The 23472-nt window shown below is 55.0% G+C and carries 20 protein-coding genes; 10 read left to right on the forward strand and 10 right to left on the reverse strand.

Features of this window, described 5'->3' with window-relative positions; all coding sequences use genetic code 11:
- Window positions 1-48: 48 nt before the first annotated feature.
- From DW133_RS04435 to DW133_RS04455, 5 genes are all read left to right on the forward strand, one after another.
- Window positions 49-1110 (forward strand): tetratricopeptide repeat protein, encoded by a 1062-nt coding sequence (locus tag DW133_RS04435; RefSeq protein ID WP_158571113.1) that lies wholly within the window; start codon window positions 49-51, stop codon window positions 1108-1110.
- A gap of 739 nt (window positions 1111-1849) precedes the next feature.
- Complete coding sequence (locus DW133_RS04440; RefSeq protein WP_118275447.1) at window positions 1850-2137, forward strand: HU family DNA-binding protein; 288 nt, start codon at window positions 1850-1852, stop codon at window positions 2135-2137.
- Window positions 2138-2290: 153 nt separating this feature from the next.
- Window positions 2291-3361 carry an ABC transporter substrate-binding protein gene (locus tag DW133_RS04445; RefSeq protein WP_118275448.1) on the forward strand — a complete coding sequence of 357 codons (1071 nt, stop codon included), beginning with the start codon at window positions 2291-2293 and terminating at the stop codon, window positions 3359-3361.
- Window positions 3358-4365: an iron ABC transporter permease gene (locus tag DW133_RS04450; RefSeq protein WP_118275449.1), complete on the forward strand. Its 1008-nt coding sequence runs from the start codon at window positions 3358-3360 to the stop codon at window positions 4363-4365. The genes DW133_RS04445 and DW133_RS04450 overlap by 4 nt, the downstream gene beginning before the upstream one ends.
- Before the next feature lie 11 nt (window positions 4366-4376).
- Window positions 4377-5162, forward strand: a complete 786-nt coding sequence (locus tag DW133_RS04455) for an ABC transporter ATP-binding protein (protein ID WP_118275450.1) — start codon at window positions 4377-4379, stop codon at window positions 5160-5162.
- A 24-nt stretch (window positions 5163-5186) separates the two neighbouring features.
- Here the strand turns inward: DW133_RS04455 and DW133_RS04460 are convergent, their stop codons facing one another.
- Entirely contained in the window at window positions 5187-5792 is a 606-nt protein-coding gene (locus DW133_RS04460; RefSeq protein ID WP_118275451.1) for a hypothetical protein, read from the reverse strand.
- A 260-nt stretch (window positions 5793-6052) separates the two neighbouring features.
- On the opposite strand from DW133_RS04460, the gene ompR reads away from it, so the two are divergent.
- Together ompR and DW133_RS04470 are read left to right on the forward strand one after the other, a co-directional pair.
- On the forward strand, window positions 6053-6796 hold the full coding sequence (gene ompR / locus DW133_RS04465; protein WP_118275452.1) for a two-component system response regulator OmpR: 744 nt from the start codon (window positions 6053-6055) through the stop codon (window positions 6794-6796).
- A gap of 132 nt (window positions 6797-6928) precedes the next feature.
- Window positions 6929-8305 carry an ATP-binding protein gene (locus tag DW133_RS04470; protein ID WP_118275453.1) on the forward strand — a complete coding sequence of 459 codons (1377 nt, stop codon included), beginning with the start codon at window positions 6929-6931 and terminating at the stop codon, window positions 8303-8305.
- Between the two features lie 481 nt (window positions 8306-8786).
- Here the strand turns inward: DW133_RS04470 and DW133_RS04480 are convergent, their stop codons facing one another.
- The 3 genes from DW133_RS04480 to DW133_RS04490 all read right to left on the reverse strand — a co-directional run bounded on the left by DW133_RS04480 (window position 8787) and on the right by DW133_RS04490 (window position 12585).
- Window positions 8787-9950, reverse strand: a complete 1164-nt coding sequence (locus tag DW133_RS04480; protein WP_118275455.1) for an IS3 family transposase — start codon at window positions 9948-9950, stop codon at window positions 8787-8789.
- Window positions 9951-10336: 386 nt separating this feature from the next.
- Window positions 10337-11620, reverse strand: a complete 1284-nt coding sequence (locus tag DW133_RS04485; protein WP_147408871.1) for a citrate transporter — start codon at window positions 11618-11620, stop codon at window positions 10337-10339.
- Between the two features lie 17 nt (window positions 11621-11637).
- Complete coding sequence (locus DW133_RS04490) at window positions 11638-12585, reverse strand: carbon-nitrogen hydrolase family protein (protein ID WP_118275457.1); 948 nt, start codon at window positions 12583-12585, stop codon at window positions 11638-11640.
- 99 nt (window positions 12586-12684) lie between these two features.
- On the opposite strand from DW133_RS04490, the gene DW133_RS04495 reads away from it, so the two are divergent.
- Together DW133_RS04495 and DW133_RS04500 are read left to right on the forward strand one after the other, a co-directional pair.
- Complete coding sequence (locus DW133_RS04495; protein WP_118275458.1) at window positions 12685-13593, forward strand: LysR family transcriptional regulator; 909 nt, start codon at window positions 12685-12687, stop codon at window positions 13591-13593.
- A gap of 447 nt (window positions 13594-14040) precedes the next feature.
- Window positions 14041-15033: an asparaginase gene (locus tag DW133_RS04500; protein ID WP_118275459.1), complete on the forward strand. Its 993-nt coding sequence runs from the start codon at window positions 14041-14043 to the stop codon at window positions 15031-15033.
- A 476-nt stretch (window positions 15034-15509) separates the two neighbouring features.
- Here DW133_RS04500 and DW133_RS09980 read toward each other — a convergent pair whose 3' ends face one another.
- Window positions 15510-15794, reverse strand: a complete 285-nt coding sequence (locus DW133_RS09980) for a transposase family protein (protein WP_147408872.1) — start codon at window positions 15792-15794, stop codon at window positions 15510-15512.
- Window positions 15795-16489: 695 nt separating this feature from the next.
- Between DW133_RS09980 and DW133_RS04505 the strand changes: the two genes are divergently transcribed.
- Window positions 16490-16816: a multidrug efflux SMR transporter gene (locus tag DW133_RS04505; RefSeq protein ID WP_118275460.1), complete on the forward strand. Its 327-nt coding sequence runs from the start codon at window positions 16490-16492 to the stop codon at window positions 16814-16816.
- A 334-nt stretch (window positions 16817-17150) separates the two neighbouring features.
- Here DW133_RS04505 and DW133_RS04510 read toward each other — a convergent pair whose 3' ends face one another.
- From DW133_RS04510 to DW133_RS04530, 5 genes are all read right to left on the reverse strand, one after another.
- Window positions 17151-17582: a helix-turn-helix domain-containing protein gene (locus tag DW133_RS04510; RefSeq protein WP_158571114.1), complete on the reverse strand. Its 432-nt coding sequence runs from the start codon at window positions 17580-17582 to the stop codon at window positions 17151-17153.
- A gap of 248 nt (window positions 17583-17830) precedes the next feature.
- The gene (locus tag DW133_RS04515) at window positions 17831-19369 is read right to left on the reverse strand and encodes an alkaline phosphatase family protein (RefSeq protein WP_118275462.1); all 1539 of its coding nucleotides are present in this window, start codon (window positions 19367-19369) and stop codon (window positions 17831-17833) included.
- Between the two features lie 28 nt (window positions 19370-19397).
- A complete protein-coding gene (locus DW133_RS04520) occupies window positions 19398-20255 on the reverse strand; it encodes an ABC transporter permease (protein ID WP_233542113.1) in 858 nt (285 codons plus the stop codon).
- A 17-nt stretch (window positions 20256-20272) separates the two neighbouring features.
- The gene (locus DW133_RS04525) at window positions 20273-21193 is read right to left on the reverse strand and encodes an ABC transporter permease (RefSeq protein ID WP_118275464.1); all 921 of its coding nucleotides are present in this window, start codon (window positions 21191-21193) and stop codon (window positions 20273-20275) included.
- The gene (locus tag DW133_RS04530; protein WP_118275465.1) at window positions 21194-23425 is read right to left on the reverse strand and encodes an ABC transporter ATP-binding protein; all 2232 of its coding nucleotides are present in this window, start codon (window positions 23423-23425) and stop codon (window positions 21194-21196) included.
- Between the last annotated feature and the right edge of the window lie 47 nt (window positions 23426-23472).

The following is a 23472-nucleotide window of genomic DNA, read 5'->3' on the forward strand; positions in this document are numbered from 1 at the left end:
GGCGCTTCCTCACCTGCATGAATGCAGGGGTTTCCGCGCCGAATTTCTATGAAGCGCAACACGGATCTTCGGTTTGAACTGCCGCAGAGCAAAGTTTCATCACCCGGCGGCGTTTTGGCGCTTCTGCAGGGGCAGGTACAGACCTCAGGCAATGCTCTGCCCGATGAGAAAACGGTGGCAATGTGGCAGCGTGAGGCGGCCGAAGGCTCGCCCAACGCACAGTATGAACTCGCCAAGATGCTCACAAGTGGCGAGCCGGTCTCTGCCGACAACCGCGCTGCCGTCAAGTGGTTAAAGAAGGCGGCAGAAAAGCAGCACGCCGAAAGCCAGCATATGCTGGGCGTTTTGATCGCCCGCGGTCAGGGTGTGCGCGCCGATCCAGCCAAAGCGGCCGCGCTTTTCCGTGCTGCGGCCATTATGGGCAACGCCAATGCGCAATACGATCTTGGAAGAGCGCTGGATTGGGGTTTTGGCTGCGAAGAAAATCCCCGTGAAGCACTAACATGGTTCCGCTTGGCTGGGGCTCAGGGCCACGTGCCCGCTCAATTTGCCGTGGGAGTCGCTTACGCGCGAGGACGAGGCTGTGAGCCCAGTCTCACGCAGGCGGCTTCTTGGTTGCGCAAGGCGGCGATGAGCCACCATGCAGAGGCGGCCTTCCGACTCGGAGAACTCTATCTTCGCCCCGATAACCCTTCTGCAGACAATGCCGAAGCCTTCCGGTGGGTAGCCGAAAGCGCTCGTGCGGGTTTTGTGGCCGCCCAGTACACGCTCGCACTCTTTTACTGGGCAGGCAGAGCCGTCAAGCGAAGTCCCAGACAAGCCTACGCCTGGGCAATGCGTGCGGCTTCGAAAGACTCCGACGCCGCCTTGCTGCTGCTTTCTAAACTCATGGAAAACGGTGAGGCAGGGCCCGCGGACGCACAGACCGCTTACGCGCTTACATTACGCGCTATGGACGTTGCTTCAAACGATGGGGCCAAAGAAGAAGCACAGTTGCGTCTGCGAGAGCTTTCACTCAAGCTCTCGGCCGAGAGTATTCAAAGTGCTGAAGAAGTCTGCAAAGCGCATCCGGACACCACGTCCCTGCTGCAGTCGCTCTTGGAGTCGTGACCTGGCGTCACTTATTTATAGTGGTTTGAACCTACTCTTTAATAGGTACACGCGCTGTCTGCCTTTTTTAAAGACAAAAAAAACGCTGCAGCTTTTTGGAGGGACTGCAGCGGAAAATACCACTTAAGGAGATGCCAGAGTTTGAAACGGCTCTGGCCGCTCCCTCTCTGTACTGCGCATTAGAACACTTTTTCGCTTAAGAAACAATCGTTGTGCTGCCTCTGACGGTTGCCTTTTGCAAAGAGTTGTTTACAGCAGGGCTATCCCCAATATACCCATTTAGAGATAGTTAAACTGAGAATACCGCGCAATTCAGGCCATCCGACCTGCTCCCCAGTATTTGGACGTCGCAATGTAGTCTGAGAAAATTTACAAAAGGAAACTTTTGCAATTGTCGGCACGCCGGTTTTCCGTCTCTGTCTCCGTAGAAGACTGTTTCAGAAAACGAAACTTCACAAGCAGAATCCGCGTCCCCGTGAAATTCGGGAAAAAGTCTTGCGTTAGCTCAAAGAATCACTACGAGTTTTGCCCCATTTATCCCGAAGAACTACTGCATTCCTTGATTTGCGGGGCTATCATAAAGGCGTTGTTTCACCGGGTTCGTTTCGGCGGTGCTTCTTGTGCCTCGAAAGCGGATTCAACTTTCCACAGGCGGCTGATCGAAGATTCGGTTTCGTTGCCGCGCAACTTTTTCTTTCGGTGAAGCGGCACATTGCACAAACAAATACGGAGATAGCCTATGAATCGCATGGATCTTGTCGAAAAGATTGCCGAAAAGAACGCCATTTCCAAGGCAGAAGCCAACCGCATTCTCGGTACGGTGATCGAAGAAGTTATGGCTGCCGTGAAGGCTGGTGAATCCCTCACGCTCGTCGGCTTCGGCACCTTCAAGCTTCAGGATCGTCCGGAACGCACCGGTCGCAACCCGGCCACGGGCGATGCCATTACCATCCCGGCTGCCAAAGTTCCGAAGTTCGTTCCGAGCTCTGCCTTTAAGGCCGCTGTGAACTGCTGCTGCAAGAAGTAATTCTGCTCGGTTGTTTTCGATGACGAACCCGCGCTCGACACATTCGAGAGCGGGTTTGTTTTTTGTCTGTTTTGCTTGCTGCGGCCGCGTAAAATTCTTTCATCTACGTTCCGGCACAGCCTTGAGCCAGCGCTCTCGGCCGCCTCTTTAGCCATGTTCATCCGTCAGAATCTCCTTGTCGCAGGCGTCCTGGCCCTTTCCCTGAGCCTTGCACAGTCCGCCATTGCCCGTCCCGTTACAGACCATCTCAATCGTACTGTAGATGTGCCCGAGCGCATAGAGCGTGTGGCCGTGGCCGACATCTTTCCCTATGCCTCCGCAACATGCGTATATCTGGGTAGTTGCCGCAAGATCGTGGCGATGCATCCGAGCAGCATGGCGGCCGCCAAAAGCGGTCTCTTAAAGGAGTTGTACCCCGAGGTGACCAGCGTCAATACAAGCGTCATGAAGGGCGCAGAAGTCAATCTCGAAGCTCTGATGGGACTCAAGCCCGACGTGGTGTTCGTCAATGCCGGCAACAAGCGTCTGATTGAGCGCCTTGAGTCTGCAGGCCTGCCCGCCCTTGCCGTGAGCACCGGCAAGTGGGACTACGATGTTATGAAGACCTACGAGAACTGGATTGCTCTGCTCGACAAGACCTTCCCGGGCGAAGGTAACGCCGCAGCGGCTCTTCAAAAAGCGCGCAGCATCGAAAGGCTTGTTGCAGAACGTACTGCGGACATTGCCCCCGATAAACGCCGCAAGGTTCTCTTCCTTGTGCATTACGACGGCAAGCGCATCGTCACGAGCGGTAGCCGCTTCTTCGGGCAGTATTGGGCCACCGCGGCCGGCGCCATCAACGTCGGGCACGAAGTCACTCTTGAAAAGGGAAACGCCGCAATAGACTTCGAGCGAATCCTCGCTTGGAACCCCGATGCAGTTTTTCTCACCAACTTCACCAAAGCCAAGCCTTCTGACCTATACGGCAACACCTACCACAGTTGGTCGAGCGTCGAAGCCGTCAAGCGTCACAACGTCTACAAGATGCCCTTGGGACTCTATCGAAGCTACACACCCTCTGCCGACTCTCCGATGACGCTCTTATGGCTGGCAGCAACGCTCTACCCCGAGCGTTTTGCCGACATCAAGATTGAAGATGAAGTGCGCGCGTTTTACCGCGACTGCTACGGCATTGAACTCACTCCCGAACGCGCACGCACACTCTTCCCAATAGATCACAAATGAACTCTAATAAAAACAGAGCCGTCTTGTTTATCGGCCTTCTGCTTTTGGTTGCTACATCTTTGATTTCATTAGGAATCGGAGCGCTTTCTCTACCTATTAAAGAGGTTATATACGCTCTTTTAGGTTCAATTTCTGACAACATCAACATCACGACACAGACGCAATCTGTTGTCATTAATGTGCGCCTTCCCCGCATCCTCACGGCGCTGATTTGCGGTGCAGGTCTTGCTGCGGCCGGTGCCGCCTTTCAGGCTCTCTTTTCAAACCCTCTGGCAACGGCCGACACTCTGGGTGTTTCAACGGGAGCTGCCTTCGGAGCTGTGCTCGGCATTCTTTTAGGGCTCGATGCCTTCGGCGTGCAAACTCTTTCTCTTGGCGTCGGTTTAGTTGCCGTGTTCGGCGTCTGGCGCCTCTCTTTACGACAAGGCAGAAGTTCCATTCTGCTGCTCATTCTTTCCGGTCTGGTGGTGGCGGCGCTTTTCAGCTCACTCATCAGTCTGGTGAAATTTGCGGCCGACCCTCAGGATGAACTGCCCGCCGTCACGTTCTGGCTCATGGGGTCTTTGACGGGGGCCGACTGGAAGTCTCTTAAGCTTGGTCTTCCGTTTATCGTGATCGGTTCTCTCGCAATCTGGGCCCTGCGATGGAAACTCAATGCGCTTTCGCTTTCCGAAGACGAAGCCAAAAGTCTGGGCCTGCCCGTTGCGCGTCTGCGATTTCTCATCGTCACGGCAGCCACGGCCGTCACCGCCGCATGCGTGAGCATGTGCGGTTTGATCGGCTGGGTTGGTCTGCTCATTCCGCATTTCGTGCGCCTTGTCTGCGGCAGCGACAACCGCACGGTCGTGCCTGCAAGCTTTCTGTTCGGCGCCGTTTTCCTTTTGGTCTGCGACACGATTGCACGCAGCGCCGCACAGATGGAAATTCCCGTTTCCGTACTCACGAGTCTTGTCGGCGCGCCGATCTTCCTGATGCTGTTGCGCCGCAAAAGCACTTTTCTCTGAGGGAGGCACGAGTGATTCTTTCGGTTGAAAATGCGGCTTTTCACTATCCGAACCGCCGCCCTCTCTTTGAAAACCTCTCCTTTGAACTCGCCACTCCCTCGGTCATGAGCGTTCTCGGAGCCAACGGCGCGGGTAAAACCACACTTTTAAAGTGCATCCTCGGGTTTGAAAAGTGGTCTCAAGGCAGTGTTCTTTTGGACGGAGCCGACGCCGCGCACATGTCCTCTCAACGCTTCTGGCAACGCATTGCCTATGTGCCGCAAGCCAAGAGCGCGCCCTTTTCCTACACCGTTGAAGAAACAGTACTTCTCGGCAGAAGCTCCCGCGTCGCTTTGTTCGGCAAACCTTCGGTTCACGATCTTGAGGTTGCGCATCGGGCAATCGAATTCGTCGGAGTGCAGCATCTGTTGCATCAAAGCTGCTCACAGCTCTCCGGCGGCCAATATCAGATGGTTCTGATCGCCCGTGCGCTTGCCGCCGAACCGGAGCTTCTCGTGATGGATGAACCCGAGAGCAATCTTGACTTCAAAAACCAGCTCAAGGTGCTCTCCTGCATTCGGGACCTGCGCCAGCGAGGCGTAGGTTGCCTTATCAACACACACTACCCGGCGCATGCGCTTGAGATCAGCGATCAGGCGCTGGTGATGCTGCCCGGACAGCGTTTTGTCTTCGGAAAAGCCGAGGAAGTGCTCACCGCCGAGACGCTGACCGAAGCCTTCGGAGTTGAGGTGACGATTTTCAAGACGCAATTGGCCGACGGCAGAATCGTGAGCAACGTCACCGCTGTTTCAGCGTAACAAGAATGTTTGGCGCCTCGGAACTTAAGGTGTTGTGAGTACGCGGGCGCTTTCGGAAGCACCTGCAGGAGCCGGTGGATTTGCAGGAACAGTCAGGGTCGCTGCCGGCTTTGCGACCTTGGTTTCGGCAGGGACCGTTTGACGGAGTTGATGAACGTCAAGGCCGGACTGTTTACGGGCTCGCCGACAGTCAGTCGGGTCGTTGCAGTTGTAGGGAACGCCGCCGCGCATTTCCACATGCACTTCAATCACCTGCCGACGAAGCAGTTCGCGTTCGGCAGGCGTCATCTTGCGGGTTTTGAGATTCTTGGCTTCCTCAGGCGGCAAACGGTCGATCACAAAACGACGTTTGAGGTTCTTGCGCTCAACCGGCGTCATGTTCTTGCGCATGATGCGCCGTTCGTCCTGCGTCATGTGCCGCCAACGCAAAAGACGCTGCTCGTGCGTCAGAAGCGGCCAGAGCTGCGCCCGCTGTTCGGGCGTCATCTGTTCCCACATCAAAACCTTGGGCTGCTCGTCCAAGCTCGGGCCAAAGACGAAGAACTGCACCGAGGTGTCTTGGGCAACAGCAACGCTGCAGCATCCGCATGCACAGGCAGAGAATAAAAATTGACGCAGACTGAGGATCATCAGAGCAGAAATATGTCCATTCTTTGAGACTCTGGAAGCTTAACCTGTTTTTCACGTACTGAGAATGTCGGCATTTAGGCCATTTGGCAACAGCGCTGCGAAATTTGTAACAGAGGTTGTTGGTTTCCCCAACTCGAATTTGTAACAGGCACAATAAGCAAAACGTAAAGCGGCCGCTATTTCTGCCTTTTTGATAGGTGACAACCTATCCGCAGTGCGGGGCCGCAATGAGAACAAGAACATATTGAAAAGGATGTCACATGGCTGAACAAGAACGCACGCCGAAGGTTTTGATTGTTGACGACGATCCCCGTCTTCGCGACCTGCTGCGCCGTTATCTCGGCGATAACGGCTTTAGCGTTTCGGTGGCCGACGGCGCTCCGGCGATGAACCGCATCTGGATGCGCGAACGCTTCGATGCACTCATTCTCGACCTGATGCTGCCCGGCGAAGACGGCTTGCAGATTCTGCGCCGTCTGCGTGCAAGCAAGGACATGACGCCGGTGCTGATGCTCACCGCCCGTGGCGAAGACGTCGATCGCATCGTCGGTCTGGAACTCGGTGCCGACGATTACATCGCCAAGCCCTTTAATCCGCGCGAACTGCTCGCCCGCATCCACGCCGTGCTTCGCCGCCGCCCGCGCGCCGACGAACCGGGCGCCCCTTCTTTGGACAAGGAAGTAGTGGTGTTCGGCGAGTTTGAACTCGACCTCGGCCGTCGCGAACTGCGCAAGAACGGCGAAACCGTGTCACTTACAACCGGCGAATTTGCCGTGCTCAAGGCTTTTGCCCGTCACCCGCGCGTACCGCTGTCCCGTGACAAGCTCATGGAAATGGCCCGCGGCCGCGAATACGAGGCCTTTGACCGTTCGCTCGACGTTCAGGTGAGCCGTCTGCGCAAGCTCATCGAACCCGATCCGAGCAAGCCGCGCTACCTGCAGACGGTTTGGGGATTGGGCTACGTCTTCATTCCGGACGATCCTCAGGACGCCAACAAGGCCTGATTTTCGTCTCCGCTCGATCCGAGGCTGTCTCAGGAATTCTCTTGAGGCAGCCTTTTTCGCTCTTTGCCGCGGCTACAATGCGCAAACCCTTTTCTTGATATTCGATCGACAGCTTTCTGCGGTCCCGTTGTAATGGCCACCCCCAATAACACCCGCGCCCCCAATTTGTTTTGGCGCACCTTCATTCTCATGATGCTGCTCATCGTCTTCTGCGTGATGGGTTGGCTTCAAAGTTTCCGCGTATTGAACGAAACGCCGTACGCGATCGGTGCTGCACGCCAAATCGTTACGATGGCAAACCTCACGCGCTACGCACTCATCAGCGCAGATCCCTTCTATCGTCCCGACCTGCTGATGGTGCTCGCCAGCCGCGAAGGTCTTCGCATTCTTCCCAAAGAAAGCACCGACGTCGCCATGCCCTTATCTTCCGACGTCGGCTCGCCCTGGTCGGTAGCCGACATCGAAAACTACGTGCACACGCACCTGAGCCCTGAAACCGTGATCGCGAGCTCGGTCAACGGCGAACACGGCCTGTGGGTTTCGATTTCGATCGACGGCGACGAATACTGGCTGATGAGCAATCTCACGCTCATCAATCCCAGTTACGGTACGACATGGATATGGTGGGCTCTTGCTTCTCTTGTAGCATCCATTTTGGGCGCCACGGCACTCACAAGGCGAGTGATCGATCCCTTAAACAAACTGTCAGCGGCCGCGCGTGCGTTCGGCCGAGGCACGATGCCCGCCAATCTCCCCGAAGAAAGCGGGCCCATCGAACTGCGTGAAGTGAATTCGAGTTTCAACCGCATGGTGCAGGACATCACCCGCGTGGAAAACGACCGCGAAATGCTGCTTGCCGGTGTCTCGCACGATTTGCGCACGCCGATCACCCGTCTGCGTCTTGAAACTGAAATGGCCAATCTGCCCGATGACACCCGCAACAACATGATCAGCGACCTCGAGCAGATGGAAACCATCGTCAACCAATTCATGGCTTACGCGCGTCGCAGCACGCAGCCCATGGAAAAGGTCGACCTTGCCGCAACGGTCAAGCGTGCCATCTCTTCGGCCCGCCTTGAAATCGATCCAGCGGTCAAACTGAAGGTCGACATTGAGGACGACATACTCATTCAGGCCAACCCGATCGAGTTCTCGCGTGTCGTGCAAAACCTCTTTACCAACGCTCTGCGCTACGGCAAGAGCGACGACGATCTACTTCATCTGTCAGTCGAGGTTTACCGAGACAAGACGAGCGCCATCCTGACGGTGAGCGACGAAGGTCCCGGCCTTGACATGAGCCAGGCCGATCGCCTGATGCGTCCGTTTGAGCGCGGCGACAGCGCCCGCGGAGGTGTCACGGGGACAGGTTTAGGCCTTGCCATTGTCGATCGCATCGTACGCCGCAGCGACGGCATGGTCACGCTGGAAAACAACAAGCCTCACGGTCTGCGCGTTAAGATCCGCCTGCCGCTGGCCGATCAAAAAGCAAAAGTTAGCAAAACCGTTTGACTTCTGCGCCACGCTGATTTGAGCTATCCGAAGGATTGCTTCGTATCAAAAATGCGAGGCAATCCTCTTTTTATATAAAATTCGCGATAACTCTATCAATTTTGCGATCGAGCTCGCTGAATCTATAAAATCGGCGTTTGAGCGTCTTTCGGACAAGTTTCTCATGACTTTGAACCAAGTTGAAGAAGCGGAATTCTGATCCTCACTTTTAAAATCGGAAACAAAAGAGGATCAGAAATGCACAGAAGCTTTTCAGAAGAATTCAAACGCGTAGCTGTTGCACGAGTCCAAAATGGTGAATCGTAACTGTCGGTTGCTCGCCACTTGGGAATCAGTAGCAAAACACTTAATCGATGGTGCGTTACAGCACGCAGAACAATGCCTGCAGAAGAACTATTTGCGATGGATGAAATTGCTCGGTCACGCAAACTGGAACTGGGACGTGGGCGCGGAATTTCGAATCTCGATATAAAAGCCCGGATTACAAGGCCTGCGCCCTTAGTCTGAATTGATAAGGGGATCGCATCCCCAGCTGTGAATGGGGCCGAGTTCCATTGTAATAAGATATCCAACGAGTCACAGTATCCTGCGCCTCCTTTCGGCTGCTGAAGCATCCGGATAACGGTAGCGTTTCCCGCTTCAGGGTTGCCCAAAATGATTCGGCCGGAGCGTTGTCCCAGCATTGCCCACGCTCGCTCATAGAGCCACTGATGCCCTGGCGCAGCAAAAATTCCTGAAAAACATGGCTGCAGTACTGTGAGCCTTGATCACTGTGAAAAATCAAGCCAGGAGCCGGGTGCTCATTGGCAATAGCCATACGCAGGGCGTCCACAACCAGAGACGTTTTCATGGTGGAGTCAAAACTGTAACCAACCAGGCAACGACTGGCCAGATCAAGCACACTGGCCATGAATAGCCAGCCCTCGTCGGTTGGGATGTAAGTGATGTCTCCGCACCAAGCCTGATTGATCGCATAGCGGTTGAACTGACGGTCAATCAAATTCGGTAGCCGTGCCAGATTGTGGTTGCTGTCTGTGGTGGCAACGTATTTGCGATGGTAGCGATGGAAGATGCCGTTGCTTCGTAAAAGTCTGCGCAGGCGCTTAAAACCAACGCTCAAGTCCTGTTGGCGCAACGCAAGGTACAGGCGCATCACTCCGGGAACCTGCTTGCAGCAGCGACTGATAACGGAGCGCACATGACAAAGCAACTCCGCATCGCTGTGATGCACTCCGTGGCGGTGGTATCGATCAACCTTTAGCCACTGATAGTAGCCGCTGGTACTGATCCTCAGCAGGGCGGCAGCCTTTCGAACACTGATGAGTTTTTTGCGCCCAATGAGTTTGCTGTCCAAACAAGTCTTTAAAAAAGCGTACTTCACTTGGGCAGCTTGGCAAAGTACGCTGCTGCTTTTTTTTAAGAAGTCGATTTCGCCCTGTTGCTGGCGAACCTGCAGGCGCAATCGTTTGAGTTCTTCAAGCTCATTGCGTTGTTGTTCAGGCATACGGGCTTGTGCCGTGGTAACCCAGTGGCTGAGTGTCTTGGGGTTAACTCCCAAAGCTTGAGCAACCTCGATTTGTGTCTGTCCCTGATTGACGAGCTCAAGAGCTGTTCTTCTGATTTCTGGACTGTAACGTTTCGGCATTCTGAAACCTCCTTTTGATACATGGCTTATAGCCGTATTCGTTTTGAGATTCAAAATTCCGCAACGATGACCTTAGTTCAGACCAACGAGCTGACGCGGACTGAACGGCGCCCGGATGATGTTGGTGACGTGGGAGATTTCAGGCATGGTGTCTGCCGTAACTGCGATTCTCAATTTCTTCATAACTTGTCTCCTTTTTCGCCTTTTGGAGCGCTTTTGGTTTCTTCTAGCCAAGTCGGAGAAAACAAGAGCTTCCCGTCTTTTGATTCCAAACTTCTATGAGGAGTGTGCGTTTTGCATTTTTGAAAAAAGAGCCCGGATGACACATAGGAACAACCGGGCTATTAAAACGACGAGATGTCGATGATGGATTTGACGATTTGTTGCTAGACCAGTGCAAGACCAACCGTGATAATGGCGGCCACAATGGCACCCACGATATGGTTCGGACGCTGGAACAGGTTGGCGCCGCGCAGGTCAGAACCCGGAACCACAGGCGTCACAGTGTTTAGACCTGACACCGGTCCGCCGGTCAGGTAGTACTGGCCGATGTTACCTCCCGAAGCAGCCGCCACAGCGGTGGCCATCGGATCAGCACCCGAGCCCATCACGAGAGTGACAAAGGGCAAGATGATGGCGGCAGCGCCCGTATAGGACTGGGTCACAACGCCCGCAATCATGGACACGACAAACATCAGGGCGATCGGAGCCGTGTTGAGGATCGGCTCAAAGAAGTTCTTGAGCGTATCGATCACACCAACGTTGTTGATAACGCCAGAAAGAAACAGGAAGATGATGATGGCCGTAAACGGAACCGACAGCATCTTGACGCCTTCGACCATATCGGTCTCGCTCTGCATGATGTTTCTGCCGGAAAGCAGAATCGTGAGCAGCGCTGCAACGAAGCAGACCACGAAGACCGGGATGCCACTTGAAGCAAACACGAGCAGGACGATGAACGGGATAAAGGCCTTCACTGGGTTGATGTGGTCGGTCTTGTCAAAGCCGTCCAAAATCGACTTGATCTGTTCCTTGGAGAACTTCGAAACCTGACCGCCTTCTGCAACGATGCGATTTCTCATGCGCCACCAGCCGGCGCCCATGATGGCAAAGGCAGAAATGGCCATCCAGATGTTGAACATGCCGAAGGTAAGCCCCGTCAACGCGAGAATGCTCAATTCGGTCGGATGTGCGAAGCCTGCGCCGCAGCCGAGGTTGTTGGCGTGCTGCAGGGCGCCAGCCGCTTCATTGGGCTTGACGCCGAGCTTGATAGCCGCGGGACCGGCAATCACACCCGTAATGGCAGCCTGCGTGTAGCCCACGAACATGCCGATCACGCCAGCAACGAATGCCGCAGCCGTGATAATGCCCGGGCCACCGCCCACATAGTTGCCGAACTTGATGACTTCCTTAATGATGACTGAGAGGAAGCCTGAGGTCTTCATGATGCCGATGAAAAGCAGAATACCTGCCATATCAACGAGCACCGGGTTCAAGCCGCCGATCAGAAGCGACTTGATGGAGACTCCTTGCGCCGCCGTGAGCGGAATGCCGCCCACGAGAGCCGCAAGGGTCGCCCCGAACATGGCTGTCATGAACAGAGGCGTTCTGCCAATGACCATCAAAATCAACGTGGCGGCAATGATGAGCTGAGCAATGATTAAATGCATTTCCATGTCTCTCCCCCCTATTTGTCTTGACAGCAGCAGTCTTCCGTCACTTTTTCCACGTTGAGTTTGCGGCGAGTGTCGACGACAAGCTTAAAGACGTCGGGACGCGCGTAGTGTCCTGAAACATCGAGGTCGTAGCGGGCGCGAACAATATCGTCCGTATCAATTTCAGCTGTCAGCAGGCCTTCTTCGTGATAGAGAGGCCCCGCCAGAACGTTGCCCTGCGGATCAATGATGACTGAACCGCCTCGCATGAGTTCTTCCTTGGGATCCCAGTGCGGAACATCAACGCCCAGGACTTCAGGCGGCGGCAAATACTGAACCGCAGAGACTACAAAGCAACGGCCTTCATGCGCAATGTGCCGCATGGATGCCTGCCAGATGTCCGTCACAGCGACGGTCGGAGCACAGTAAATTTCAAGATCCTGGCTATACATGTAGGCACGGAAAAGCGGCATATAGTTTTCCCAGCAAATGACGGCGCCTGCGCGACCGACCTTGGTTTCAACCACCGGCATGTACGAGCCGTCGCCCTGTCCCCAGATCAGACGTTCGGACGCCGTCGGCATAAGCTTGCGATGCTTGCCGACAAGCCCCTTTTCCGGGTCATAGAAAAATGCGGCACAAAAGAGCGCATGCTGTGTCTGCTCAATGCAGCCCACCACCAAAGAAGCGCCGGTGCGGGCGGAAAGGCCTGCGAGCTCTTCGCTCTCAGGGCCGTTGTCCGTGATGGCGTTCTTGAAGTACTGGCAAAACTTTTCGCGGCCTTCATCAAGGCGGTAGCCAAGGTAGGTTCCGAAAATTTCACCCTTGGGATAGGATCCGAGGAGACCTTCCGGGAGCACGACGAGTTCACTGCCGCTTTCCTTGATCTGGTCCTCGTACGAGAGAATTTTTTCGAGCGTAGCCTGCTTGCCACGCGGATCAGAACCCAATTGCAAAGCTGCTACAACATGCTTGCTCATATCAAACCTCCTTATGTGGCCGGTATGTCCGGTGTTAGTAATGCGGTTATTATTCGACTGTCACCTCCCTGTGAATACAGATGGACATGAGAATCTGATATGAGCAACTCTTATATCGACAACTTCAATCTCAATGCGTTCCGCGTATTGGAGGCCGTATTTGAAGAGGGCAGTGCCTCACGCGCGGCAATCCGTTTAAACATCACGCAATCGGCTGTTTCGGCCGCTTTGGCACAGTTGCGAAACGCATACAACGACCCGTTGTTTGTGCGCACCGGTCGTGGACTCAAGCCCACTCTCTTTTGCCAACAGATCTACCCGTTTGCCTCCGAGTCACTCAATCAAGCCAAAAAGACATTCGAGCTGTATGCCGGTAGAAAAGGACTTTTCGAAGGCAGAACCATTACGGTAGGGATGTCGGACGACTTTGAAATTGCTCTGGGCTCAAAAATGGTGGAGATGGCAAGAGAACTCATTCCGGGCGGACGCTTGAGATTCCGGCAGACGAACTCTCTTTTCGTCAGCGATATGCTGATCAACCGCGACATCGACCTGTCCATCACCGCTGGCGGTATCAACAGTGAACTGCTTCAGCACGAATCAGTAGGCTCGGGCACCTATGGATGCCTAATCGATCCCGAAACATTCAATTCCCCTTTCGGCTACGAAAGTTACATTCTTCATGAGCACATCCTGGTGAGCTTTGGAGGTTTCTTCGGTGTCGTCGACGAAGTGCTCGGCAGACGCGGTGCCAGGCGCTTCATCCGCGTTTCGACGTCGCACTTCGCAGCTTCACCGTTTCTTCTAAAAGGCACCGACTCCATCATCACCATGCCTCGGCACGCTGCCAAAAGCATCGCTGCCATCACATCTCTGGAGTACCACGAGTGCCCGATCGCCTACCCCGTCTACCCGGTCGAACTGGGATTCCGGCGTTCGGCGGAAAAAGACCCTGTAATCCGCAAAATCGTAGCCACACTACGCAGCCACCTTGCAGAACTTTTGTGAAAAAACGCACTGCAAAACACATCCCGAAGCACGTTTGACTCTCAAGACTCGGCGCCGCCACAGCAGGCGACGCAGCCTGATCAATAGTTGGCCCTGCGAACTTCAAAGAAGCTACGCGAGTGATATCTGCATGTTGGCGGCGTCGCGCGCCAGATGATCTTGACCCGGAACCACGCGAATGCGGATGCTCTGAAAATCAAAGTTTCCAACGACTCAGTCAATATGATCCATGCCCTGCTGCGCAACATTCGCGCTGAGCATCGAGAAAGTTCCAATGCATGGGGTGTCACGTCCCTAGCAAAAAACTTTGGGATATACTCCCACCGCTTGATTTGCCACCGATTCCGTAATTCCAAAAACTCTCCAGTAACCCTTTTTAGTAATCTGGCAACCTAGCGTTCAGGTAAAACCAAAATCTGCTGAGGAGTTGTCTCTTAAGGTTTCGCAATGATTGATCAAAAAGTTGTTGTGCTTGCCACGGGCGGCACCATCGCCATGAAATATGACCCGAAGCTAAAGGGCTTGGTACCGGCCTGCACGGGTGAAGGCTTGGCTGCGGCCGTGCCGGGTCTAGGCGAAGTCGCCCCTTTAGAATTTATTCAGTTTTCCAACATTGCCTCTCCGGCCATGACGCCTCAGACAATGTGGGATCTGCACGTCAGACTTGAGAAGGTTCTCGCTCGAGACGACGTTGCCGGCGCCATCGTCGCACACGGCACCGATACACTCGAAGAGACGAGCTACTTTTTGGATCTGCTGCACAAGAACCTAAAGCCCGTCGTGATGACGGCTGCGATGCGCGGCGCTGATGAGGCAAGCCCCGACGGCCCCATGAACATCTACTGCGCGGTCAAAACTGCCTCAAGCGAACAGGCTCGCGGCATGGGTGTACTAGTCTGCATGAACGAAACACTACACGCCGCAGGCGAAGTTTCAAAGACCCATTCGGCCAACCCTGCCACATTCGAGTCGCCCTGGTGGGGCCCTGTAGGCTACGTTGATGTCGACAAAGTTGTTGTTCGCCGCAAACCCGTTAACTCTGTTCGTTTTGCCCCAAAAGCGCTTACCGCCCGCGTTGACGTAATCAAAGCTATGACCGGCTCGACTCGCGACTACATTGACTTTGCTGTTTCACAGGGCTGCCAGGGCATTGTCATCGAAGGATTCGGCCGTGGCAACGTGCCGCCCCCCATGGTTTCAGGCATTGAAGACGCCGTAAAAGCAGGCGTTGCCGTTGTGCTCACGACCCGAGCAGCAGGCGGGCGCGTGCTTGATGTTTACGGCTACCCCGGCAGCGTTACCGACACGCGTCGCGTCGGCGCGGCAATGGGAGGCGAAACGTCTGCCGCCAAAGCACGTCTAAAGCTCATGATCGCCCTCTCGGAGCACCCCGAAATCGCTAGCAGCCGCGATGCGCTCGAAAAGTTATTCGACGTCTAAAGTCGTAATTTGTCAGGCTCAATGACAGAAAGGCTCTGTTAAAGCAAAGTGTTGATTTTGAGAGCTACCGGGGAGACCTTTTGGTCTCAGTAGGGAGGTGCCATGACCAAGCTCTCAAAATCTCAGATTCTCAAGGGCACTGCGTTGCCTGTCGCCGCAAGAAGCCTTGAGATCTTCGGAGAGTTTTTCCCCGCAAGCAAGAATGGAGCGATGCGGATGAAGCCTGTCGCATCGACTTTCCTTGTTTCTTTCCCTACGCGCACGAATCCAGGCAAGCCTTCAATGCCTTCGTCGCTTGTCTCTTTACTAAGAAACGCTCTCTGTGAGTTGAGACAATCGTTGAGCAGGCGCTCGTCAGCGTATGTCAGGGACCAGTGCTCCAGCCAATGATTGATTGCCTGCGAACTTTCGAACGGTTTGCCTTACAAGGCATTGCTTTGTACATAGCGCACTGCTCTTTCCACCTTACCTTTTGACTACGGATGATACGACGCACAAGCAATAGGCTTGCGTCCATTCGGTTGAGCCGCGGCGGTTGTGGGCGCGAACCAAACATCTGGTGTTGTCGCAGACAAACGCTCTCGGACGCGCCTTGAAGAAAAAAATGCCGATTTGATGCCATCAAGCCATGCGGTTTGATTTTTCGCAGGGTAAGCCTTGGCAAAAATCCGTCTGGAGAAAACTAATGCGGCAACGAACACGTGGATTTTGACGGCCTCGTTGTTGCCCATGATGGTTTTCTCGCAAAAGTCAATCTGCATGTGATCGCCCGGTGCGGTTTCGTAACGTCAACCGTATTTCCTGACGGCCTTGTACTGCAGTCGCTACGGCTCACTGAAACGCTGAAGCTGTCGCGATCCGATCCTGACACTCTGTTCCTGCAAATTGCGTTGGACGACGGCACAACAAATCCCGTCAGTTCGAAAATTCGACGGATAGGCAACTTGTTGGCTGCAAGCGCTTTGAACTGAACGATCTCTGTTTTGCTAAGCATGTTTTTGAGACAAAGATGTGGACCTTCGCTCATTGCGCTTGATGTTGTCTGACTCATTTTTTCCCTTGTTGGGGACGGCTCAATTCTTTGTCGTTTTGTGGAAGCTTACTGCGTCAACCAACAAGAAATTGCATTGTAGAAATTCAATGAATCGAGTTGTAAACCGACCGTACACAACGCGAAAACTTAAAGACCTGCAACAGGATTTCTAGAGCCGCCGTCGCGCAAGCATGAGGAAACGTCTTGGAGGGGTGCGGAGGTTGCCTTTCCAAGAATCCCGCTGTAGTTTTTCTAAAAATCGCGTTGGCTTAACACGGTCGAAATAGAAAAAGCCTTTTTGGCCGGAAGGCGCTACAATGAGCGCGCCTGACGTGACCTCGTCCTTCTTCTGCCTGCATCTGAGGGTTTCCATGCTGACAGAAGGATTGTTTCTTCATGAGCCCGGAATAAGGGAGGCACATAATGCTTTCAACTTGGGCTCTGTTAATGATCGCTGTCGTGACTGAAATTGCCTGGGGCTGCAGTCTCAAGGCATTGTCCTATTATTCGCTTGACCGAATCTTTGCTCTTGTACCCATCGCGCTAACGTGCGCCAACATGTACCTTCTCGCACGGGTGATGAAGACTCTCCCGTCAGGACTCACGTATGCCGTCTGGACAACACTCGGAGCTGCTGGCGTTCTGATAGTCGGGGCTTTCCTGTTCAATGAAAGCCTCAACAAGGGTCAAATTTTCTTTATCTGCGTGTGCATTGTCGGTGTTGTCGGCTTACATCTGAGTTCTCATTAGTATCCTCATCCTCCTAAAGAGTTGAACTGAGGGCATCATTGCGGAATTTTGAATCCCAAAACGAACACAGCTATAAGCCATGTATCAACAGAAGGTTTCAGAATGTCAAAGCATTACAGTCAGCCACTGGGCCACCGCAACACAAACTCGTATACCTGAGCAACAACGCAATGAGCTTGAAAAGCTCAAACGATTGCGCCTGCAGGGAGAATGTAAAAGATTTTGCGGACGACTTGTTTTAGGTTGTTAATCAACAAAGGAGATGTGACGATCGTCAAACCGGATGGACAGCTTTCGAAGAGCAGCTTTCCAGAATGGAGATGGCCGCTTCCATTCAGCTTCGACTGCGATTCAAGTGCAGGTTGTTTTTACGCATGACGCGCCAGACAAAGTCGTCGGAATAGCCTAACTCTCGGGCAAGCGTTGTTCCATCCCACCTGGACAACCCGTTCGGCGGTTCTTGACTTATCTGATCGATGACTCGTTGCTCATCTTGTTTCGTGTAGCTTGCCGTTCGACCGGATCGGGGCATATCGAACAACCCCTGGAATCCATCGCTCAAAAAACGACTTTTCCATTTGCTAACGGTAACTTTGGAAACGCCTACTTGCTTGGCAATATCTTCAAGAGGCATGCCTTCGAGACATTTCAAAATGATCCTGGCCCGTTCTACAAGACGCTGTTCGCTTTTACGCCTGTTGACGATGTTTTGGAGTTGCTCCTTGACTTCGTTGCCGGCTGTGACAACCTGCGGCTTTCTTGACATGGCTGCTCCGCGTTTCCGGACACGGAGCATCCTATCACGCTTTAGTTAATTAATTTCTACAATTAAACGCTAGCTAAACTCGAGAGACTCCCGATTGTCGAATGTTTAGCCAATCGCCTCACAGAACCGGGCAAAATCATTAACCGTGCGATCTCAACATCAACCACATAAACAGGCACGCGCTATTGGGAGCACGAGCGAAGTACGTCAAAACATCCCGTATTTTGAAGCTTGCCTTTCGGTGACTCTTAACCGACTGTATTGAAAGCCGGCAACGCTCCGTCTTCTCTCTCGCCGCTTAACACATAACGTCGCCCCGCGTAGTGCGCATGCTCAATCGTCATACTAAGCTTGCCTTGCGACAAACGCAGGGTAAAGACGCCGTAGGACTCATCAACATCATCCTTGAGTGCTTCGTCAAGGACTCTCGCAGGCGAATGGTTTGCTTCAGCTCCCATCAGCGTGAGTATGGTTTTGGCCAGATCATCGTGGCCGGCAGGTGCCTTATGTCGGCGCGTCTGTTGCGTGAATGCCGTACCCGCACACGACAGATGCGCGTGCAGCTCAGCCGGCGTCAGACCGCCATGGTTGCCGCAACCCAATGAGTAATGACCGCCGCTCAAAATACGTCCGGTGCTGTTGTCGCCTCGACCCACGATTCGCAGATCCGGGCCGCGAACGCTTTCACTGAAAACCAATGCTTCCGAAAGCGTACCGGGAACGCGGCCTGCCACGGCGTCTCGGTATTGTTCGTTGGGCTGAGAGAACACAAGCCCGACGCCGGGATCGGACGTCAGTATCTGCGCAATTTTCGTAAGATTCTCAACGCTGTTATCCTTAACCCAGAGGCCTGCGGTGTAGTCGCCCACCAGCACCATTTCCGCATCACTCGGATCGGCGCCACCGAGAATCTCCTGATCGGTCACCACCGTGCAACCGGCCTGCCTCAAAATGCCGACAAAGTCGACGTGACCGGCGATTTCGCCGTGGCCGTGATCGGACATCGTCACAAGCTGAACGTTCCGGCTGCGCCCCTCCTTGAGCCACCAATCGTAGATGCGCCCGAAGAGCTTGTCGGCGTGTGTGCGGGCGCGTTCCGTAAGTTCGCTCTTGAGTCCGATTTCATGACTCGAATGATCGGGCTCACCGATCCAGAACACCGTCATGTCGGCCAGGTTCTGTACGCCGTTATTGAGCTCATCACGAAACAGAATGTCGAGCATCTCCGACTGCGCGGCAAAGTCAGGGAACGTAAGCGGCATCGTGGCCGGACTGTGCTGCAGCAAACGATTGCGTTCATTGATCGGAATGGCTTTCTCCAGCGCATGAATACAGGCGTTCAAGTGCCCCGGATAACGATCAGCGTGCATATTCTGAAGGCGAGTGCTGCCGGCAGAATTGGCACACAATACGCGCATGGTCTTACCTTTTTGAGCAAGAAGTTCAGCCATATCAGGCACGGCATAGAGCCCTTCGGGACGCGCTTCGTCCTGAGCGATCACACTCTCAGTATCCCAACCGCAGAAAAGCCGCGCCTTGCCCTTAAGTTCAGGGCAATAGAAGCTGTTGGCGATCAGCCCGTGACCGTTGGGGCGAAACCCCGAAAAGATCACGGGATGGTTAACGTACGTTTCGGTGGGAAAGCTCGCCAGATAGTTTTCCCAGGTGTGGCTTTCATCGCGAAAACGCGCGAGGTTGGGCATCACATCGGGCGTAATGTCGCAGGGACGCAGGCCGTCGAAGCCCACCAATAGAAACTTGCAGGGAAAGGAATTCGTATCGGTCATTTGAATCAGTCGATAGAGTCATTCATGGTCAGCGGGACTGCGGCTCAAGCTTTTGCTGCACCCAGTCGCCCAGCACGGACATGGAAAGCGTCGAAATCACGATCGTGACACCGGGCACCACGGCAATCCACCAGGCGGTAGTGAGGTAATCACGCCCGAAGCCCAGCATGGTTCCAAGGGAACTCATCGGCGGCTGAACGCCGACGCCGAGAAAGGACAGACTCGTTTCAAGAAGAATCATGCCCGGGAAGTTAAGAGTCATGTTCACCACAAGAGCGCTCGCGATGTTAGGCAGGATATGCTTGAGAAGAATGCGGCGAGTCGGCAATCCCAGGCCTTCGAGAGCGCCGGCGTAGCCTTCGGTGTATGCCGAGCGGGCAAGGTTGCGCGAGAGCTTGGCGTATCGGTCCCAGCCGTAGAAGGCCATGATCACAATGATCACCTTGACGTCGGTACCGAGAAACGCGAGGATCGTGAGCGCCAGGATGATGAACGGAAGCGAGGCTGTAAAGTCGACGCCGACGTTGACGAGATCGTCAACGACGCCGCCGAAGCGCGCGGCCAAAAAGCCCAGAGCCGTACCGAGAATGGCGCCGATCAATGTGCCGCAGACGGCCAGGACAAAGGATAGGCGCAAGGAGTATAGAAGACGCGTCAAGATGTCGCGCCCGAGCTCATCGGTGCCGAGAATATGCGCTGACGACGTAAAGGGTGCCACCAGTCGGGCCATCAGATCCATGTCTTCAAGACCGTAGGGGGCAATCCAGGGCGCCAGCAGTCCGCCCGTAAAGAGGACCGCAAGGATGAGCGCCGCGGTTGCCGCCAGCGGCGACGGGCGGTTGGCCGCCCAGGCCGACATCGTTGTTGTAGCTGTTGCTGTAGTCATAGCGTTCGTACGTTGGATTAGTTGGCTTTTCTCAGACGCGGATTGAAGACGAGCGCGAGAAGATCCATCAGAAGGTTGGCGGCGATAAGCGAGGCGCCGGTTGCCAGAACAATCATCTGCACCACCGGAATATCGCGGTTGGCAACGGACTGGACCAGAAGCTTGCCCACGCCCGGCCATGAGAAGACCGTTTCGGTAATCACGGCACCTGCCACGAGCGTACCCAGGAAAAAGCCCAGAATGGTAAGAATCGATAGCATGGCGTTGGGCAGCGCATGCAGCCAGATGATGCGGGTGCGCGGAAGCCCTCGCATCATGGCGGCTTTGACGCTCGGCAGGCGCATGGATTCGATCATGGCACTGCGTGCATAACGCGAGAAGATGGCCGCTTCGGTCGTTGCCATTGTGATGATCGGCATGATGTAGTGCGCGGCCGTAGCGTTGCCGTATGAAGGCAACCATCCGAGCCAGATCGAGAACACCAGCAAAAGCAGAATGCCCATGAAGAAGTTCGGGACGGCGTAGCCCATGACAGATGCGACCATCATCGCGCGGTCGGCCGGCGTATTGCGGCGCAGCGCGGCAAAGACGCCCGCGGGAATGCCAATCAGAAGCGTCACGATCGCCGTCGGGATCATCAGATCAAGCGTGGGACCGAGCGCCTGAAGAAAGACTTCCTTCACCGGAAGACCGGTGGCGTAGCTTCTGCCCATGTCAAGACTGAGCGCATTGAGGAGATAGATCCCAAACTGTTCCCACAGAGGCTTATCTAACCCCCACTGATGACGGAATGCTGCGATAGCCTCGGTCGAAGCGTCGCTGCCGAGCATCAGACGGGCGGGATCGCCCGTAAGATGCAGCACGAAAAACACGCAGGCCGTGAGCAGAAGGAGCGTCAGAACCGCCCGCCCCAGAATTCGAAAAACGAGTGCAGCCATTTACGCAGCCTCCTCCATACCTACGCCCGGCCGCTGTGTCTGATCGGCCTCGCGGGCAATCGAAGATAAATAAATGTCGTCGAGCTTCATCGCCTTTTGGGCTTCAAAACAGGCCGCGCATCGTCCCGGAAGGACTTCTTCGAGCGTCGGCACTTCGGCCTGACAGCGAGCACTTGCAAGCGGACAACGATTGGCAAAGACGCACCCCGTTGGGCGATTCATGGGACTTGGCATCGCCCCCTTCGGGTAAAAGTTGACGATCTGGCCGTTGGCGCCCGGCGTACAGGCCGTAAGAAGCCTCGTGTACGGATGCACAGGATGGCGGAAAACCTCTTCGACGTTGCCCGTCTCCACAATGCGGCCGAGATACATCACTATCACGCGGTCGCAGATGTAGCGAACGACGTTGAGGTTGTGCGACACAAAAAGCATCGACATGTCGGTGGCGCGGCGCAGGTTGTTCAACAGTTCGAGCACTTGAGCCTGGATCGAGACGTCGAGCGAAGCGACCGGTTCGTCGCAAACCAAAAGCTTGGGTTCCAGAGCAATGGCACGCGCGATGGCCGCACGCTGCAGCTGTCCACCCGACATCACCCCGGGTCGCTTGACCGCATGGTGTTCCGGCAGGCCCGCGGCCTTGAGGAAACGCAAAGCCACCGTCTGGGCTTCGGCCTGCGTCATGCCCTTGTGAACCATCAGCGGTTCGGCCACCTGCTCGACGATGCTCAGGCGTTCGTCAAAGCACGAGAACGGATCCTGATAGATCATCTGCGCCAAGGGACGCTGTGCGCGCCACTGTCGCGATCTCGGTTCGGGATAGATCTCGCCGTCAAAGGTCACGCGCCCGGCCGTGGGACGCATAAGACCGAGCAGCAAACGGGCAAGCGAGGACTTGCCGCAACCCGATTCCCCAACCAGCCCCAGAACTTCACCTCGCTCGATCGTCAGCGTAATGTCTTCGAGCACGTTCCAGGGCTTTTTGCGACCGAAAAAGCCCTTGCGGGTGTAGTAACAGTGCTTCGGTATGTCGGCGGCAACAAGCGGCGTTTCGTCGTCATTATCGGCGCCGAACACGGGCTTTTGCCGAGGTTGTCCGTCGTCTTGAATCTCTTGGATTCCTTCGACCGCCTGAACGATCTTCTGCACTTTGTCGAGGTTTTTGACAACGCTCTGATCGCGCTTTTGCTCCTGCGCCTTGAAGGCTTCGTCGAGTTGCGCGGCGTGGCACTGTGCTTCCATGCAGCGCGACTGCCAGCCGTCTTCAACGGGCTGCATGTCCGGCAAACTCATGCGGCACTGAACGCGGGTAAGCGGGCAGCGGCCGGCAAAGGGGCAGCCGTGACCGAGTTTTTCGGGCGGCGGAATTTCACCCTTAATGGGTTGCAACGTCCCCTTCTCGCTTTCCATGTCGGGCATGGCCTCAAGCAGTCCTTCGGTGTAGGGGTGGGCGGGATTGGGAAGAACGCGGGGCACGGGACCGGTTTCCAGAATGTAGCCCGCGTACATGACACTTACGCGGTCGGCAACGTCGCGCGCCAGATGCAAATCGTGCGTGACAAGCAGCATGCTCATCGATTCGCTTTTGACGATTTCGCGCAGTTCCTTGAGGATTTCGCGCTGCACCACCACGTCAAGAGCGGTGGTCGGTTCGTCGGCAATCAACAGCTTGGGTGCTCCGATGAGCGCCAACGCAATCATCACGCGCTGGCGCATGCCGCCCGAGAGCTGGTGCGCGTAGCTTCGCATGCGTTCATTCGGAGCCGTGATGCCCACACGCTTGAGATAGTTGACGGCCAACGTCTTGACTTCGTCGCTTGCCATCAAGGTTGTCTTGTTGCCGGGTTTGTCGCGGTAGTCGGGATGGCGGTAAACGATTGTTTCGCAGAGCTGATATCCGATGGTACGCATCGGATTTAGCGCGGCCATCGCGTCCTGCACGATGATGCCGATGTCGGCTCCGCGCAGCTTGTGCATCTCGGCGCCGCTCAACTTCAGAAGATTGCGTCCGTCGAATTCGATTTCACCGTTGGTGCGCGCATTTTTGCCGGCCAGGCCCAGAATTGATCGGGCGAGTACCGATTTGCCCGACCCCGATTCGCCGATCAGGGTGAGCACTTCGCCGCGGCGGATTTCGAGATCCACGCCGTGGAGCACTTCGGTGTTGCCAAACGACGTGCGAAGACCACGGATCGCAAGCAGCGTTTGTTCCGATGTCCCGTGAGGTTCTGTCATAGATGTCTTCGGTTTGATTTGTCAGAGAAACTAGGGCTGCGGAAACC

Origin of the sequence: Sutterella sp. AM11-39, from assembly GCF_003472385.1 — a bacterium.
Taxonomy (GTDB): Bacteria; Pseudomonadota; Gammaproteobacteria; order Burkholderiales; family Burkholderiaceae_F; genus Duodenibacillus; species Duodenibacillus intestinigallinarum.